At 65.6% G+C, this 15718-nt stretch carries 16 protein-coding genes; 9 read left to right on the plus strand and 7 right to left on the minus strand.

From position 1 onward, the window contains the following. Positions 1 to 9: 9 nt before the first annotated feature. Positions 10 to 1185 carry a nitrogen regulation protein NR(II) gene (locus AAFG16_RS26195; RefSeq protein ID WP_283079274.1) on the minus strand — a complete coding sequence of 392 codons (1176 nt, stop codon included), beginning with the start codon at positions 1183 to 1185 and terminating at the stop codon, positions 10 to 12. Then, positions 1182 to 2183 (minus strand): tRNA dihydrouridine synthase DusB, encoded by a 1002-nt coding sequence (gene dusB, locus AAFG16_RS26200; protein ID WP_342740973.1) that lies wholly within the window; start codon positions 2181 to 2183, stop codon positions 1182 to 1184. The genes AAFG16_RS26195 and dusB overlap by 4 nt, the downstream gene beginning before the upstream one ends. A gap of 279 nt (positions 2184 to 2462) precedes the next feature. On the opposite strand from dusB, the gene AAFG16_RS26205 reads away from it, so the two are divergent. Together AAFG16_RS26205 and AAFG16_RS26210 are read left to right on the plus strand one after the other, a co-directional pair. Beyond that, entirely contained in the window at positions 2463 to 3644 is a 1182-nt protein-coding gene (locus tag AAFG16_RS26205) for a bifunctional 2-C-methyl-D-erythritol 4-phosphate cytidylyltransferase/2-C-methyl-D-erythritol 2,4-cyclodiphosphate synthase (protein ID WP_342729974.1), read from the plus strand. 3 nt (positions 3645 to 3647) lie between these two features. Continuing rightward, positions 3648 to 4256 (plus strand): CinA family protein, encoded by a 609-nt coding sequence (locus tag AAFG16_RS26210; protein ID WP_283079276.1) that lies wholly within the window; start codon positions 3648 to 3650, stop codon positions 4254 to 4256. 6 nt (positions 4257 to 4262) lie between these two features. On the opposite strand, the gene AAFG16_RS26215 is transcribed toward AAFG16_RS26210, so the two are convergent. Together AAFG16_RS26215 and AAFG16_RS26220 are read right to left on the minus strand one after the other, a co-directional pair. After that, positions 4263 to 4526 (minus strand): hypothetical protein, encoded by a 264-nt coding sequence (locus tag AAFG16_RS26215; RefSeq protein WP_342729976.1) that lies wholly within the window; start codon positions 4524 to 4526, stop codon positions 4263 to 4265. A gap of 4 nt (positions 4527 to 4530) precedes the next feature. After that, a complete protein-coding gene (locus AAFG16_RS26220; protein ID WP_283079278.1) occupies positions 4531 to 4719 on the minus strand; it encodes a hypothetical protein in 189 nt (62 codons plus the stop codon). A 535-nt stretch (positions 4720 to 5254) separates the two neighbouring features. Between AAFG16_RS26220 and AAFG16_RS26225 the strand changes: the two genes are divergently transcribed. The 6 genes from AAFG16_RS26225 to AAFG16_RS26250 are packed head-to-tail and all read left to right on the plus strand — an operon-like array spanning position 5255 to position 10393. After that, the gene (locus AAFG16_RS26225; RefSeq protein WP_283079279.1) at positions 5255 to 5962 is read left to right on the plus strand and encodes a c-type cytochrome; all 708 of its coding nucleotides are present in this window, start codon (positions 5255 to 5257) and stop codon (positions 5960 to 5962) included. Between the two features lie 11 nt (positions 5963 to 5973). Beyond that, complete coding sequence (locus tag AAFG16_RS26230; RefSeq protein WP_283086973.1) at positions 5974 to 7212, plus strand: cytochrome c; 1239 nt, start codon at positions 5974 to 5976, stop codon at positions 7210 to 7212. Between the two features lie 8 nt (positions 7213 to 7220). Continuing rightward, on the plus strand, positions 7221 to 7397 hold the full coding sequence (locus tag AAFG16_RS26235) for a hypothetical protein (RefSeq protein WP_018641890.1): 177 nt from the start codon (positions 7221 to 7223) through the stop codon (positions 7395 to 7397). Further along, positions 7394 to 7969: a cytochrome C oxidase subunit II gene (locus AAFG16_RS26240; RefSeq protein WP_342729982.1), complete on the plus strand. Its 576-nt coding sequence runs from the start codon at positions 7394 to 7396 to the stop codon at positions 7967 to 7969. The genes AAFG16_RS26235 and AAFG16_RS26240 overlap by 4 nt, the downstream gene beginning before the upstream one ends. After that, on the plus strand, positions 7956 to 9578 hold the full coding sequence (locus AAFG16_RS26245; RefSeq protein WP_342729984.1) for a b(o/a)3-type cytochrome-c oxidase subunit 1: 1623 nt from the start codon (positions 7956 to 7958) through the stop codon (positions 9576 to 9578). Before AAFG16_RS26240 ends, AAFG16_RS26245 begins: the two co-directional genes overlap by 14 nt. Next, positions 9578 to 10393 (plus strand): c-type cytochrome, encoded by an 816-nt coding sequence (locus tag AAFG16_RS26250; RefSeq protein ID WP_283079282.1) that lies wholly within the window; start codon positions 9578 to 9580, stop codon positions 10391 to 10393. The genes AAFG16_RS26245 and AAFG16_RS26250 overlap by 1 nt, the downstream gene beginning before the upstream one ends. Here the strand turns inward: AAFG16_RS26250 and AAFG16_RS26255 are convergent, their stop codons facing one another. Both AAFG16_RS26255 and lipA read right to left on the minus strand, forming a co-directional pair. Next, positions 10394 to 10876: an SRPBCC family protein gene (locus AAFG16_RS26255; protein ID WP_283079283.1), complete on the minus strand. Its 483-nt coding sequence runs from the start codon at positions 10874 to 10876 to the stop codon at positions 10394 to 10396. A 6-nt stretch (positions 10877 to 10882) separates the two neighbouring features. Beyond that, positions 10883 to 11839 (minus strand): lipoyl synthase, encoded by a 957-nt coding sequence (lipA, locus tag AAFG16_RS26260; protein ID WP_342729988.1) that lies wholly within the window; start codon positions 11837 to 11839, stop codon positions 10883 to 10885. Positions 11840 to 11969: 130 nt separating this feature from the next. On the opposite strand from lipA, the gene AAFG16_RS26265 reads away from it, so the two are divergent. Continuing rightward, positions 11970 to 12572: a DNA-3-methyladenine glycosylase gene (locus AAFG16_RS26265; RefSeq protein ID WP_342729990.1), complete on the plus strand. Its 603-nt coding sequence runs from the start codon at positions 11970 to 11972 to the stop codon at positions 12570 to 12572. Positions 12573 to 12707: 135 nt separating this feature from the next. On the opposite strand, the gene AAFG16_RS26270 is transcribed toward AAFG16_RS26265, so the two are convergent. After that, the gene (locus tag AAFG16_RS26270; RefSeq protein ID WP_342729992.1) at positions 12708 to 15584 is read right to left on the minus strand and encodes a valine--tRNA ligase; all 2877 of its coding nucleotides are present in this window, start codon (positions 15582 to 15584) and stop codon (positions 12708 to 12710) included. Positions 15585 to 15718: the final 134 nt, after the last annotated feature.

The raw sequence follows: 15718 nt of genomic DNA on the forward strand, positions 1-15718 counted from the left end.
TGTTAATCCTCATTTTGCCCCCTGTGACGCAGACGACGACTTCCCGGCAGAGCCGTCGCGACTGCTGTGATCGGCATGTTTCACCGATGTGGAATACATCGGCATCAGCACGCGGAAGGTGGTTTTGCGCGGCTGAGATTCGCATTCGATGATGCCCCCGTGATCGCCGACGATCTTCGCGACCAGCGCCAGGCCAAGGCCCGAGCCGGTCTGCTTGGTGGTCACGAAGGGGTCGAACAGGTTGGGCAGAAGATCGTCCGGCACGCCTGGTCCATTGTCCCTCACGCAGAATTCGAGCGGCAGGGATACCCGGGATTTTTGACCGGGGACTGACAGGCGCACGCCGGGGCGGAATGCGGTGGTGAGCTGGATCTCGGCGTCGGGCACGTCGATCAGGGCTTCGGCGGCGTTCTTCACCAGGTTGAGGAACACCTGGATCAGCTGGTCCTGGTTCGCCAGCACCGGCGGCAGAGAGGGATCGTAATCCTCGATGAAGCGGATGTTGCGGGCAAAGCCCGACTGCGCCAGCCGCTTCACGTGGTCGAGCACGGAATGGATGTTGACGGGCCCGCGCACCACGGGGCGCTCGTCGCCGAACACCTCCATGCGGTCGACCAGCGTCACGATGCGGTCGGCTTCGTCGCAGATCAGCCGCGTCAACATGCGGTCCTCGGACGAGGCCTGCTGCTCCAGCAGCTGCGCCGCGCCGCGGATGCCCGAGAGCGGATTCTTGATCTCATGCGCGAGCATGGCTGCTAGCGCTATCACCGAGCGCGCGGCGCTGCGGTGGGTGAGCTGGCGATCCATCTTGTCGGCGATGGTGCGCTCCTGGAGCATCACCACGATATGGCCGGGCCGCTCCGTCAGCGGGGCGACATGCAAGTCGACCTGGCGGTCGCCGCCGCCCATGCGCGGCGTGCCGAGATCCACCTTGTATTCGTTGACCGGCGAGTTCGAGGAGCGCACCTGGTCGATCAGCGCCAGCAAGGGACTGCCGAACGGCACCAGCTCTTTCAGCGACTGCCGCCTCAGGAACTGCGTCGAGATCTCGAAGAAGGCCTCGGTCGCGATATTGGCGCCGACGATCTTGCCGTCCGGCCCGATCAGCAGCACGGGGTTGGGCAAGGCATCGAGGATCGCGTCGCTGTCGGACGGCGGCCGGCGATGTTCAGCGGCTGAGCTCATGCAGCAGCGCTCCATGCGAAGTCGTCGAAGGCATCCTGCAGCGACTGGTGGACGAGGCGCGGATCCTCGGAGGTGAGGATTGTCTGGCGCCAGGCCTTCAGTTTCTCCGCCGGCGCGCGGCTCGCTTGCGCTGCGACATCGAGCGCCCAGCCGAGATGTTTGCGTGCGTGCCTGAGGCCGATGCGCAGACCGTAGAGCGCGCAGACGCCTTCATAGAGGGTGCGGACGTAATGCAGCTGCGTTGCGAGCGACGGCGTGGCTTCGGCCGGGCCGCCCTTCAGGCGGCGGCCGATCTGGCCGGGCAGCCAGGGCTGCCCTTGCGCGCCGCGGCCGATCATCACGGCATCGGCGCCGGAGGCCTCGAGCGCGGCCAGCGCTGTCTCGTAGGTCGTGATGTCGCCATTGACGACGAGCGGAATGGAGATGGCCTCGCGCACGGCGCGGATCGCATCCCAATCGGCCTCGCCCTTGTAGAACTGGCAGCGGGTGCGGCCATGCACGGTGACGAGCTTGACGCCGGCGGCCTCCGCGCGGCGCGCCAGCTCAGGCGCGTTCCGGGTGCGGTCGTCCCAGCCGAGCCGCATCTTCAGCGTCACCGGCACCTTCACCGCGGCGATGGTTGCCTCGATCAGGCTAACGGCATGGTCGAGGTCGCGCATCAGGGCCGAGCCGGACTGGCCGCCGGTGACGTGACGGGCCGGGCAGCCCATGTTGATGTCGATGATGTCGGCGCCTTCGGCTTCGGCGATGCGGGCGCCTTCCGCCATCCAATGCGCCTCGCAGCCGGCGAGCTGGACCACATGCGGGCCGATTCCGGTCGCTTCGCAGCGCAAACGGGACATCCGGTGGCCATTCGCGAGCTCATCGCTGGCCGTCATTTCGGAGACGACGAGCCCTGCCCCCAGCTCGGCGGTCAGCTTGCGGACGGGCGAGTCGGTTACCCCCGACATCGGCGCCAGGAAGACCGGGGTGGCGACATCGATATCGCCTATTTTCAACGGCTTAGAGCCTGATACTGCCGAGCCGGTCACTGGGGTCTCGTTGACTTGGCAGGGCCTCATCGCACCTGCCACGACCTATCTTGCGCACAATTCTTGTGCAGTCAAGCGTCATGCCTACAGTTTAGACAGTTCTGCAAATCTTTCAAGTGCAGTGCAGCAAAATGCTGTTTCCCACAATCCGGGAAACCCCCTTTTATTGCGGGCCTGCCGTGCTAGAGGCATTCCAACAATCACCCTTCCCGACTCCATTCATTAGCAACTGAGTATTTGAGTCCTATGGCGAAATCACAGCGCACCGCAGTCGTCCTCGTCGCGGCCGGACGCGGCCTGCGCGCAGGCGCCGGCGGGCCGAAGCAGTATCGGACGATCGGCGGCGTGCCGGTGATTCATCGCGCCATGGAAGCCTTCAGCCGCCACCCCGATGTGTTCGTGGTGCAGCCCGTCGTGAACCCCGATGACAGCGCCATGTTCACGGCAGCGGTCGCAGGTCTCAGGCATGAGCCGCCGACCAATGGCGGCGCGACGCGGCAGGCCTCGGTGCTCGCAGGTCTCGAAGCGCTGGCGAAGCACGAGCCTGACATCGTCCTGATCCACGACGCCGCGCGGCCCTTCGTCTCGGCAGGCGTGATCTCGCGCGCGATCGAGGCGGCGAGCCGCACCGGCGCTGCGATCCCCGTCGTTCCCGTCACCGACACCATCAAGCTCACCGGCGCGAGCGGCGATGTCGAGGACACGCCGGACCGCTCAGCCTTGCGAATCGCGCAGACGCCGCAATCCTTTCGTTTCGATGTCATCCTCGAAGCGCATCGTCGCGCGGCAAAGGACGGACGCAGCGATTTCACCGACGATGCCGCGATTGCCGAATGGGCGGGATTGACGGTTGCAACCTTTGAAGGCGATGTTGCCAATATGAAGCTCACCACCCCCGAGGATTTCGTGCGCGAGGAAGCGCGCCTGGCCAGCCTGCTCGGCGACATCAGGACCGGCACCGGCTACGACGTGCATGCCTTCGGCGAAGGCGACCACGTCATGCTGTGCGGCGTGCGCGTGCCGCACAGCAAGGGCTTTCTGGCGCATTCCGACGGCGATGTCGGCCTGCATGCGCTGGTGGATGCCATCCTCGGCGCGCTCGCCGACGGCGACATCGGCTCGCACTTTCCGCCGAGCGATGCGAAGTGGAAGGGCGCCTCCTCCGACCAGTTCCTGAAATACGCCATCGAGCGCGTTACGGCGCGCGGCGGCCGCGTCGCCAATCTCGAGGTCACCATGATCTGCGAGCGACCGAAGATCGGTCCGCTTCGCGACACCATGCGCGCGCGCATCGCGGAGATCTCGGGCGTCGACATCTCGCGCGTCGCGGTGAAGGCGACCACCAGCGAGCGGCTCGGCTTCACCGGCCGTGAGGAAGGCATCGCGGCCACCGCGAGCGCCACCATCCGCCTGCCCTGGAGCATCTAGGCCATGGCCGGCAGCGACGCACGCGCCCTCTCCCGCTCGCTGCTCGACCTCTGCCGGATGCGCAAGCTGACGATCGCGACCGCCGAATCCTGCACCGGCGGCCTCGTCGCCGGCGCGCTGACCGACATTCCCGGCTCCTCGGATGTGATCGACCGCGGCTTCGTCACCTATTCCAACGACGCCAAGCGCGCGATGCTGGGTGTGGAAGCCGGCACGCTGACGAATTTCGGTGCCGTCAGCAAGGAGACCGCGACCGCGATGGCGGTCGGCGCACTGGAGCGCGCCGACGTCGATCTCGCGGTCGCCATCACCGGCATTGCCGGCCCAGGTGGCGCTACGCCCGGCAAGCCGGTCGGCCTCGTGCACTTTGCCGCCGCCGCCCGCGACGGCCGCATCATCCACCGCGAGCATCGTTTTGGCGCGATCGGCCGTAGCGCTGTGCGGCAGCGCTCGGTGGTCGAGGCGCTACGCATGCTGATGGATCTCGCTCGCGGCCCGCAGGTCCAGGCCAAGCCGCAACGCGCCGCCGCAAGCCGCCTGCGGCCGCGTGTGACCCGCTCGCCGCGACGCCATGCCGTGAAGCGCAGGTCGCCACGGTCACCGAGAGGCTGAAGCACCTCACGCCGCAAGCAGCGCGCTCGCATGATCGAGCACGCACTGCTTGACCGCGTCGGCCTCCGACGGTTTCGCCCTCGCGCTGACCGTCAATTCCAGGATCGGCGCCGCGGGATTGGCGACATCGAGGACCTTGGTGACGGAGACGGCAGGCGCGGCCTGATCGTCGATGCGCGAGTCGTTGCGCAGTTCCTGCAGAATCCGATCCGCCAGGATTGCGCGGAGCCTGTCATCGGGCGGCGCGCTGCGTCGGCCCGTTGGCTCCATCCGGCTACGAGGCTGCCCGCGACCGGCGCTCGGTCCGATGAATGACGGGGAGTTTCTGCTCGATCGCTTTCGCCAGCACCGTCCCTGTGGTCCGGCCGAGCTCCTTGGCGATCACGGTGATCGGCTTGGTGCCTGCGAGTGTCTTCAGCCTGCTAAGATCCTGCTCACTCCACGATTGCTTCCAGCGTGCCATGTCCCTCGGTCCAACTACAAAAGCCCCCGCGCCTATCTCGCATTCTGGTTGAGTCTATTGAGGAGTGCTGCTGAATCAGGTGTGCCGCGGACAGCAAGGGGTGTTCCGTCAGCTCGAAGCGTTTTGGCACAAACTGCACTTGTCGCCCCTGGGGGGCGGAGTTTGAGTCATGGGTTGCGTGCCGGACCGAAGCGCCTCGGGCGGCACAAGCACTTGGGTTGCCCAGCCGGCAAGACAGACCAGCGCCGGGTCAATTGCCGCGGGAAAATATTCCGCTTTACCGAACTTCGGAATTGTCGCGTCTTCCACCTGCCGCATCCCTGTCGGAGAGGCGTATCGCGATCGTCACGGCGTTATGTCCGGTTTTCAAAAAGCACGCAAACTTTGTTGAATTCGATCGGGATCGCGCATGGGAACGACGCGACCAAACGTCACCACTCGCGTCCGATCTTGCGCCGGAAAATATTGGCGCAATAATGCCGTTCTACGTTGTGATCCGGAATCAACCGGACCAACATTATGGAGGGCGACGAAAGTGTTCGCTCGCGCCGCGGCCTCGGCCGCCGTGATCATCACCTTGGTCGCCATTGATGGTGCGGCCGCACAATCGACCAACCAGCCGCCGGATACCATGGCGGCGCGGGTGGAGGCGTGCACACCCTGCCACGGCAACAAGGGCGAAGGCACCAGCGACGTCTATTTCCCGCGCCTTGCCGGCAAGCCCGCCGGCTATCTCTACAATCAGCTGCTCGCCTTCCGCAGCGGCCGGCGCAAATACCCGCCGATGAACTATCTGTTGGAGTTTCTGCCCGATCCGTATCTCGAAGCGATGGCTGAATATTTTGCCGGCGAGCATCCGCCGCTGCCGCAGCCCGTGCCGAGCGAGGTCAGCAAGGACGTGCTGGCGCAGGGCGAGCTGCTGGCCACCAGCGGAGATGCCGGTCGCAACATACCGGCGTGCGTGAGCTGTCACGGCCCGGGCCTCACCGGCATGCAGCCTGGCATCCCCGGCCTGCTCGGCCTGCGCGCCGCCTATGTCAGCGCGCAGCTCGGCGCCTGGCGCTACGGCACGCGCACGGCGAAGTCCCCCGACTGCATGCAGATCGTCGCCGGACACCTGACGGAAGCAGATGTTACCGCCGTCGCAGCCTGGCTTGCGACGCGGCCGGCACCCGCCAATCCGGCTCCCGTGCCGAAAGGCACCTACGCGCTGCCGTTCGGCTGCGGCAGCCAGCCCAACTGACGAGGCGGATGATGGGCTCGAAACTGTCGATCGCATTCCTCGCCCTCGCCGCGCTCACGACAGTCGCGCAGGCGCAGGACAAGAGCACCGACATCATTGCGCGCGGCGAATATCTCGCCCGTGCCGGCGATTGCACCGCCTGCCACACCGCGCCTGAGGGACAGCTGTTCGCCGGCGGCCGCGCCATGCCGACGCCGTTCGGCACGCTCTACACCTCCAACATCACGCCGGACCCCGATACCGGGATCGGCAAATGGAGCGCCGACGATTTCTACAAGACCATGCACAGCGGCCGCTTCCCGGACGGCGGGCTGATCTATCCGGCGATGCCGTTCGCGTCCTACACCAAGGTCACGCGCGCCGACAGCGACGCGATCTTCGCTTACTTGCGCTCGATCCCGCCGGTGAATCAGAGGAACCGGCAGCACGAGCTGCGCTTTCCCTATGACAACCGCCAGCTCATCCTCGGCTGGCGCACGCTGTTCTTCCGCGAGGGCGAGTTCAAGCCCGATCCGACCAAATCGGCGGAATGGAATCGCGGCGCTTATCTCGTCGAGGGCCTCGGCCATTGCAGCATGTGCCATTCGCCGATCAACGCGCTCGGCGGCACCTCGCAATCGGACGCCTTCAAGGGCGGCCTGATCCCGATGCAGAACTGGTACGCGCCCTCACTCACCTCCAACCGCGAAGCGGGGCTCGGCGACTGGAGCATCAAGGACATCACTGACCTGCTCCAGACCGGCGTCTCCGCGCGCGGCGTGGTCTACGGGCCGATGGCCGAGGTCGTGCACAACAGCCTGCAATATCTGAGCGACGAGGATACCAGGGCGATGGCGGTCTACCTCAAGGGCATCGCGGAAGGCTCCTCGTCGCCGCCGGCAAGCTCGGCGCTGCCGACGACCGAGAGCAGCCTGCTGATCAGCCTCGGCAAGACCGTCTACGACAAGAACTGCGCGAGCTGTCACGGCACGCAGGGCGAAGGCAAGCCGCCGCACTGGCCGCCGCTCGCCAACAACCAGTCGATCGAGATGCAGTCGGCGGTCAACCCGATCCGCATGGTGCTCAATGGCGGCTATCCGCCGGGCACCAAAGGCAACCCGATGCCGTACGGCATGCCGCCCTTCGCGGGGCTCCTCTCCGACAACGAGGTGGCCGCCGTCGTCTCCTACATCCGCACCGCCTGGGGCAATCGCGGCACGCCGGTCTCGGCGCGCGACGCCAACGAGCTGCGCTCCGCACCGCTGAACTGAGAGACGTCATGATCAATTCCGATCCGCCGACCAGCCCAGCCGCCGCCGACCAGGCCGTCGAGGAGGTCGTGGCGCAAGGCCCCTCCGGTGCGATCGTGCTTGCCGGCATCGCGACCGCTTGCGTCGTCGCGATGTGGCTCGCCTTCTACCTGTTCGTGTTCCTGCCGCGCGGGCCGCTGCAATGAGTGCAGAAGAAACCCATGAAAACGGCAGCGCCAGCGCTGAGGTCGCGGCCCGCGTCGAGCGGCGCTGGGCCACCATCGCGGTGATCATCATCGTGGCAATGGCGCTGCTGGCGGCCTTCGCCGGCATCCATCGTGCGACCATGCCACAGCCGCGCGTCGAGACCACCGATCCCTCGCGGATCCATCTGTCCGGCGAATTCGTCGAGAGCAATCTCGGCAGCGTGCTGGAGGCCAATGGCAATGTCACCGTGCGCGCGATCGGCCAGCAATATTCCTTCACGCCGGCCTGCATCGTGGTCCCCGTCGATACGCCGATCACGCTGCGCGCCACCAGCGCCGACGTCGTCCACGGCATCCTGGTCCAGGGCACCAACATCAACACCATGCTGGTGCCGGGCTACGTCTCCGAGCAGCTGATGCGCTTTACGAGGACCGGTGACTATCTAATGCCCTGCCAGGAGTTTTGCTCCTTCGGCCACGAGGGCATGTGGGGCAAGGTCAGGGTGATCGACAAGACCGAATTCGCTGATCGTGCGAAGGGCGGCGGGAGGCTGAGCTGTGTTGGCCAATAGGAAGCTCATTCTCGCTCATTTCTGGCTGGCCTTCGGCGTGTTCGGCGTCGCGCTCACGCTCGGCGCCTGGCAGATGTTCATCCGCAGCCCGATCGGCACCTGGCTGTCCAACCCCGAGCTCTATTACCGCTCGCTGACCGCGCACGGCACGGTGATGGGCTATGTGTTCCCGACCCTGGTCGCGATGGGGTTTGGCTATGCCATCAGCGAATCCGCGCTGGAGCAGCGCCTCGTTGGCGTGCGCTGGGCCTGGACCGGCTTCTGGCTGATCGTCATCGGCAGCATCATGGCGGTGATCCCGATCGCGCTTGGCCGCGCCTCGGTGCTCTACACGTTCTATCCGCCGCTGATCGGCAACGTCTTCTACTATCTCGGCGTCGTGCTGGTCGTGGTCGGCTCCTGGATCTGGGTCGCGCTGATGTCGATCAACCTGCGCGTCTGGCGCAAGGCCCATCCCGGCGCGCCGGTGCCGCTGGCGATGTTCGCCAATGTCGCAGGCTCCTATTTGTGGGCCTGGACCGCGGTCGGCGCTGCGCTCGAGCTGCTGCTCCAGATCATTCCGGTCGCGGCGGGGCTGAAGAACACGATCGATGCCGGCCTCGCCCGCGTCTTCTTCTCCTGGACGCTGCACGCTATCGTCTATTTCTGGCTGGTGCCGACCTACATCGCCTATTACACCCTCGTGCCGCGCGCGATCGGCGGCCGGATCTATTCCGACACCATGGCGCGGATCTCCTTCATCCTATTCCTGGTGGTGGCGATGCCGATCGGCATGCACCACACCTTCGCCGATCCGCAGGTCGGCGCCGGCTTCAAGTTCATCCATTCGGCCTTCACGGCGCTGGTCGCGCTTCCGACGCTGCTGACCGTGTTCACGATCTGCGCCTCGATCGAGATCGCGGCGCGCCTGCGCGGCGGCCGCGGGATGTTCGGTTGGATCAGGGCCCTGCCCTGGGACAATCCGATGTTGCTGGCGCTGGCATTCTCCTTCGTCATGCTCGGCTTTGGCGGCGCCGGCGGCCTCATCAACATGAGCTATCAGCTCGACGCCTCCATCCACAACACGCAGTGGATCACGGGCCATTTCCACCTGATCTTCGGCGGCGCCATCGTGATCATGTATTTCGCGATCGCCTATGATCTGTGGCCGCACCTTACGGGCCGCGAGCTGATCGATGTCCGCCTGATCCGCACCCAACTCTGGCTGTGGTTCATCGGCATGATCGTGACGACCTTCCCGTGGCACTGGGTCGGCATCCTCGGCATGCCGCGCCGCATGGCCTATTTCGACTTCGGCGACCCCGCGATCGCGCCGCAGGCGCTGTCCGTAACCTTCTCCGCGATCGGCGGCTTCATCCTGCTCACGTCAGGCATTCTGTTCCTGGTGGTCCTGGCGCGCGGCATGCGGGCGCCGCAGGCCGATGCGGGGCCCTATCGCTTTGCGCTGGCAGTGCATCAGCCGACCATCGTGCCGGTCGCGCTCAACACCTACGCACTCTGGGTGGCACTGATGATCGGTCTCACGCTCACCAATTACGGCTATCCGATCGTGACGCTAGCGCTGACCGAGGGCACGTCGGTGCCGGCCGTCTATGTGGGAGCGCAGTGATGAGCGCGCGCGACCTCTTCACCTTCAGCAACTGGCATTTCACAAGAAGCGTCGGCATCACCGCCGTGATTCTGGTCGTGACGGCGATTGTGGGCTTCATCGTGCTGCCCTTCGCGCAGCCCTGGGTGCAGTTCGCCAACGTCTGGGATGCGATCTGCAGCGCTGCCGGCGTCCCACAGCGCTCGGCTAGTGTCGCAGCGCCCGAGCAGGCAAAGCGCCTGTCGGAGGTCGTGCTGACCTCGCACACGCTGGCGCGCCCGAGCCAGGAGGCGATCGGCCGTGGCGCCACGCTGGCGCAGCGCTGCGCCATTTGTCACGGTCCGACCGGCATCAGCCGCGCGGATTCGCCCAACCTTGCCGGCCAGTATGCGGCCGTGATCTACAAGGAGCTGCACGATTTCCGCTCGGGCGCGCGCACCAATGCCGTGATGTCGCCGTTCGCCGTCAATCTGACGGACCAGGAGATCGCCGATCTCTCGAACTATTATGCGTACCTGCCGCGGCTGCCGGCCTATCACCCGACGCCGCAATTGCCGAAGCCGAACATCGTCATCTACGGCGCGCCGATGCGCGGCATCGCGCCCTGTGGCTCCTGCCACGGCAGCCTCGACAACAAGACCGGAAGCCCGTGGCTCGAGGGACAGTCCGAGGCCTATATGAAGGCCCAGCTCCAGGCCTTCGCCTCCGGCGAGCGCCGCAACGACATCAGCCAGCAGATGCGCAACATCGCCCGCGCCATGACGCCGCAGGAGATCGAGCAGGCTGCGGCGTACTACGCCTCGCAGCCGCCGGATGTGGTGAAGGCGGTGGATTGATCAGGACGACGCCAGCTTCGGCCGGCCGTAGATCGCGTCGGCGCGCTTTTCGAACGCCATCGAAAACCGCGCAAACGCCGCGTCGAACATCGAGCCCATCAGCATCGCCAGCATGCGGCTCTTGAATTCGTAGGAAAGGAAGAAGCCGACGTCGCAGACGTCTTTGCCGTCCTGTTGGCCTTTGGGCTCGAACGTCCAGCGGTTTTCCAGATTACTGAACGGGCCTTGCAGATATTCGACCAGGATCTTCAAGTTCGCGCGGTCGAGCGTAACGCGGCTGGTGAAGGACTCCTTGACCAGCTTGAACGACACCGTCATGTCCGCAATCAGCAACTCGGTGCCATCGGGCTTGGCCATGCGCTGGCGCACCTTCAGCGCGCTGCACAGCGGCACGAATTCCGGATAGCGCTCGACGTCGGCGACCAGATCGAACATCTCGGACGCGCTGTGATTGACACGGCGCTTGCTCGAAAATTTAGGCATGGCGGTTCAGCGGGCGCTAGCTGCCCGTGCGGCCTTTAGTTTGGCAAAGTCCTCGCCGGCGTGATGGGACGAGCGGGTGAGCGGGCTCGCCGACACCATCAGGAAGCCCTTGGTGTAGGCGACCTTCTCGTAGGACACGAACTCGTCCGGCGGCACGTAGCGCATCACGGCGTGGTGCTTGCGGGTCGGCTGGAGATATTGCCCGATGGTCAGGAAGTCGACGTCGGCCGAGCGCAGATCGTCCATCACCTGCTGCACCTCGTGGCGCTCCTCGCCGAGGCCGACCATGATGCCTGATTTGGTGAAGATGGTGGGATCGAGCTCCTTGACCCGTTGCAGCAGCCGGATCGAGTGGAAATAGCGCGCGCCCGGCCGCACCGTGAGATAGCGCGACGGCACGGTCTCGAGATTGTGGTTGAAGACGTCGGGCTTCGCCGCGACGACGACCTCGAGCGCCCCCTCCTTGCGCAGGAAGTCCGGCGTCAGGATCTCGATCGTGGTCGAGGGGCACGCGGCGCGAATCGCGCGAATGGTCTCGGCGAAATGCTGGGCGCCGCCGTCCGTGAGATCGTCGCGGTCGACCGAGGTGATGACGACGTGGGCGAGACCGAGCTTGGCCACGGCCTCGGCGACGTTCTGCGGCTCGGCCGCATCCAGCGCGTTGGGTAGCCCGGTCTTGACGTTGCAGAAGGCGCAGGCCCGGGTGCAGGTGTCACCCATGATCATGAAGGTCGCGTGCTTCTTGTCCCAGCACTCGCCGATGTTCGGGCAGCCCGCCTCCTCGCACACCGTGTGCAGGCCGTTCGCCCGCACGATGTTGCGGGTGTCGGCATAGCCGCGGGTGTTGGGCGCGCGCACGCGGATCCACTCCGGCTTCGGCGGCGAAGCGGAATCAGGGCGATTCACCTTTTCGGGGTGACGTGGGCGCAACGGGTTCGAGATGGTATCGACAATAACGACCATGGGCTGTCCGGTCTGTTCAGGTCCTACCTAGTCGGTCTGGCTGCCTGCCGCAACCCGGCTCGCCCTGCTTCAGGGAACATGGCAGATATGGGCAATATCCTGCTCTGTTCTCTGGCGATTCTGACCTCGAATGGCTCCAGTCTCGAAGACCTCTATCCCACGGCTCGGCAAACCGCTGAAGCGGGCCTTTTTCGACCGCGACGTCCGCGAGGTCGCGCCCGACCTGATCGGCGCGACCATGCTGGTCGACGGCGTCGGCGGGATTATCGTCGAGGTCGAGGCCTATCATCATACCGAGCCGGCAGCGCACTCCTACAACGGCCCGACGCCACGGAACCAGGTGATGTTCGGCCCGCCCGGCTTTGCCTATGTGTACCGCTCCTACGGCATCCACTGGTGCGTCAACTTCGTCTGCGAGGAGGAAGGCTCGGCCAGCGCCGTGCTGATCCGCGCGCTTGAGCCGACCCACGGTCTCGCCGCGATGCGCCGCCGCCGCCATCTCCAGGACGTCCACGCACTGTGCTCGGGCCCGGGCAAGCTGACCGAGGCGCTCGGCATCACCGTCGCGCACAACACCCTGCCGCTGGACCGCCCGCCGATCGCGCTGCATGCGCGGACGGAGGATGTAGAGGTCGCGACCGGCATCCGGATCGGCATCACCAAGGCGGTCGAGCTGCCCTGGCGCTATGGCGTCAGGGGCTCGAAGTTTTTGAGCAAGCCCTTCCCGAAGTGATCATCGTCATTCCGAGGCGATGCGTAGCATCGAACTACGGCGCGCGCTTGCGCACCTGAGAATCTCGAGATTCCCCGGTGCGCAATTGCGCACCTGAGGTCTGGTCCTTCGGACCATCCCGGAATGACAGCGAGGCTACGTCGCCTGCTTCAGCCGCTCCAGCGCCTCCAGCAGCTTGGCCTTGCGGGCCAGCGCCGCCTCGCGCTTCTCGCGTTCCTCCTCGACGACCTCCTCGGCGGCGTTGGCGACGAACTTCTCGTTCGCGAGCTTCGACTCGGCGCGCTTGATGTCGGCGTCGGCCTTGCCGATCTCCTTGTCGAGGCGCGTGCGCTCGGCGGCGACGTCGATGACGCCCTTGAGCGGCAGCGCGGCCACTTCGCCGCGGACGAGAAGCTGAACCGCGCCATCAGGCGCGCGGTCGGCGAAGGAGATGTCCGACAGGCGTGCCATGCGCTTGATAACGTCGGTCCAGCGCGGCGCGCGTTCCCTGGTCTCGGCCGAGGCGCCCGCGAGCACCAGCGCAGTCAGCGTTGCCGGCGGGATGTTCATCTCGGCGCGCACCGAGCGGATCTGCGTGACGAGGTCGATCACCCAGCCGATCTCGGCTTCCGCCTTGGGGTCGGTGAAGTCGGCATGGTCGAAGATCGGCATGACCAGGGCCGGCGAGATCAGCGGATCGGTCGGCCCGGCCGCTGCGGCGAGCATCGCGAGCTGCTCCGGTGTCGGCGCGGCCGGCTTCAGCGGCCACGGCGCCAATGCGAGCAAGCCGTCGCGCTTGGCCGTCACCTCCCAAAGCTCTTCGGTAATGAAGGGCATGAAGGGGTGCAGCAGCTTCAGGATCTCGTCGCGCGCCCAGGCCACCATGGCGCGGGTCTCGTCCTTGGCGGGGCTGTCCGGACCAAGCAACACTGGTTTTGCGAGCTCGACATACCAGTCGCAATAGACGTTCCAGACGAAGCGATAGATGCTGCCTGCGGCATCGTTGAAGCGATAGGCCTCGATCGCCTCGGTCACCTCGCGTGTGGTGTGCGCGCTCTCATGCGCGATCCAGCGGTTCAACGTTTCCTTCGCCTTGGCCGGCTCGAAGCCCTCGGGCACGGCGCAATGGTTCATCTCGGCAAAGCGCGAGGCGTTCCAGAGCTTGGTCGCAAAATTGCGATAGCCTTCGACGCGGCTGGTGGCGAGCTTGATGTCGCGCCCCTGCGCCGCCATCGCCGCCAGCGTAAAGCGCAGCGCGTCCGCGCCATATTCGTCGATCAGGTTGAGGGGATCGATGACGTTGCCCTTCGACTTCGACATCTTGGCGCCCTTCTCGTCGCGGACGAGGGCGTGGATGTAGATGGTCGAGAACGGGATCTCCTTCATGAAGTGAAGGCCCATCATCATCATCCGGGCGACCCAGAAGAAGATGATGTCGAAGCCGGTCACCAACGCGTTGGTCGGATAGTAGCGCTGCACCTCCGGTGCATCCTCGGGCCAGCCGAGCGTCGAGAACGGCCACAGCGCCGAGGAGAACCAGGTGTCGAGCACATCCTCGTCACGCGTGATGAAGCCTTCGCGCTTGTTGCGGTCGAGCGCCATCTCGCGGCCCTGCTCGGCCGTGATGACCTCCTGCTCGACGTAATAGCCGAGCGCGTGGCTGACGGCCTCCTCCTCGGTCTCGGCGACGAACACCTTGCCGTCAGGCCCGTACCAGGCCGGGATCTGATGGCCCCACCAGAGCTGGCGCGAGATGCACCAGGGCTGGATGTTCTCCATCCACTCGTAATAGGTCTTTTCCCAGTTCTTCGGCACGAACGAGGTCTCGCCCGAACGCACCGCCGCGATCGCGGGTTTTGCCAGCGTCTTGGCGTCGACGTACCACTGGTCAGTCAGATACGGCTCGATCACGCTGTTGGACCGATCGCCGTGCGGGACCATGTGGGTGTGCGGCTCGATGCGCTCGACGAAGCCGAACGATTCCAGCCGCTCGACGATGCGCTTGCGCGCGACGAAGCGGTCGACCTTGTTGAACTCCTCGGCGAACTGCGAGGCACCTTCCGGCAGGCCCTTCAGATAATCCTCGTTGTCGAGGAGGTCGAGGGAGCCTTCCTTGTCGAGCACGCTGATACGGCGCAGGCCGTGGCGATTGCCGACCTCGAAATCGTTGAAGTCGTGCGCCGGCGTCACCTTGACCGCGCCCGAGCCCTTTTCCGGATCGGAATACTCATCGGCGACGATCTTGATCTTGCGCCCGACCAGCGGCAGGACGACGTTCTTGCCGATCAGCTTCTGATAGCGCTCATCCTCGGGATGCACGGCCACGCCGGTGTCGCCGAGCATGGTCTCCGGACGTGTCGTGGCGACGACGATGAAGGTCGAGGGATCCTCGGGGCTGAACGTCTTGCCCTCGATCGGATAGCGCAGATACCAGAGGTGGCCCTTCACCTCGGTCTGCTGCACTTCGAGATCGGAGATCGCGGTCAGCAGCTTGGTGTCCCAGTTCACCAGCCGCTTGTCCTTGTAGATCAGGCCGTCGCGGTGCAATTCGACGAACACCTTGACGACGGCCTTCGACAGGCCCTCGTCCATGGTGAAACGCTCGCGCGACCAGTCGCAGGAAGCGCCGAGCCGCTTGAGCTGGTTGATGATGGTGTCGCCGCTCTCGGCCTTCCACTGCCAGACCCGCTCAAGGAACTTCTCGCGGCCCATCTCGCGGCGGCCGGGCTGCTGGCGCTCCATCAGCTGCCGCTCGACCACCATCTGGGTGGCGATGCCGGCATGGTCGGTGCCGGGCTGCCACAGCACGTCGCGGCCGCGCATGCGCTCGAACCGGCACAGGATGTCCTGGAGCGTGTTGTTGAGGGCATGGCCCATATGCAGCGAGCCCGTCACGTTCGGCGGCGGGATCACGATGGTGAAGGGCACGGCATCGCGGCGGTCGGGGCGACCGGCCTTGAAGGCTCGGCTGTCCTCCCACACCACGGACATGCGGGCTTCGATATCGGCGGGCTGGTAATTTTTCTCGATCATGGGGCTGCTAGAAAGCCGCGCGCGGGGGCCAAGTCAACGAAAACAAGTCCAGGGAAGGCCGGGCGGCAACGGGGCTTCCAGGCCGTCGGCAGGCCGAACATGGCGCACAAGCCGGGCTTTATGAGGGCTACGGG

The organism is Bradyrhizobium sp. B117, assembly GCF_038969555.1.
Lineage (GTDB): Bacteria > Pseudomonadota > Alphaproteobacteria > Rhizobiales > Xanthobacteraceae > Bradyrhizobium.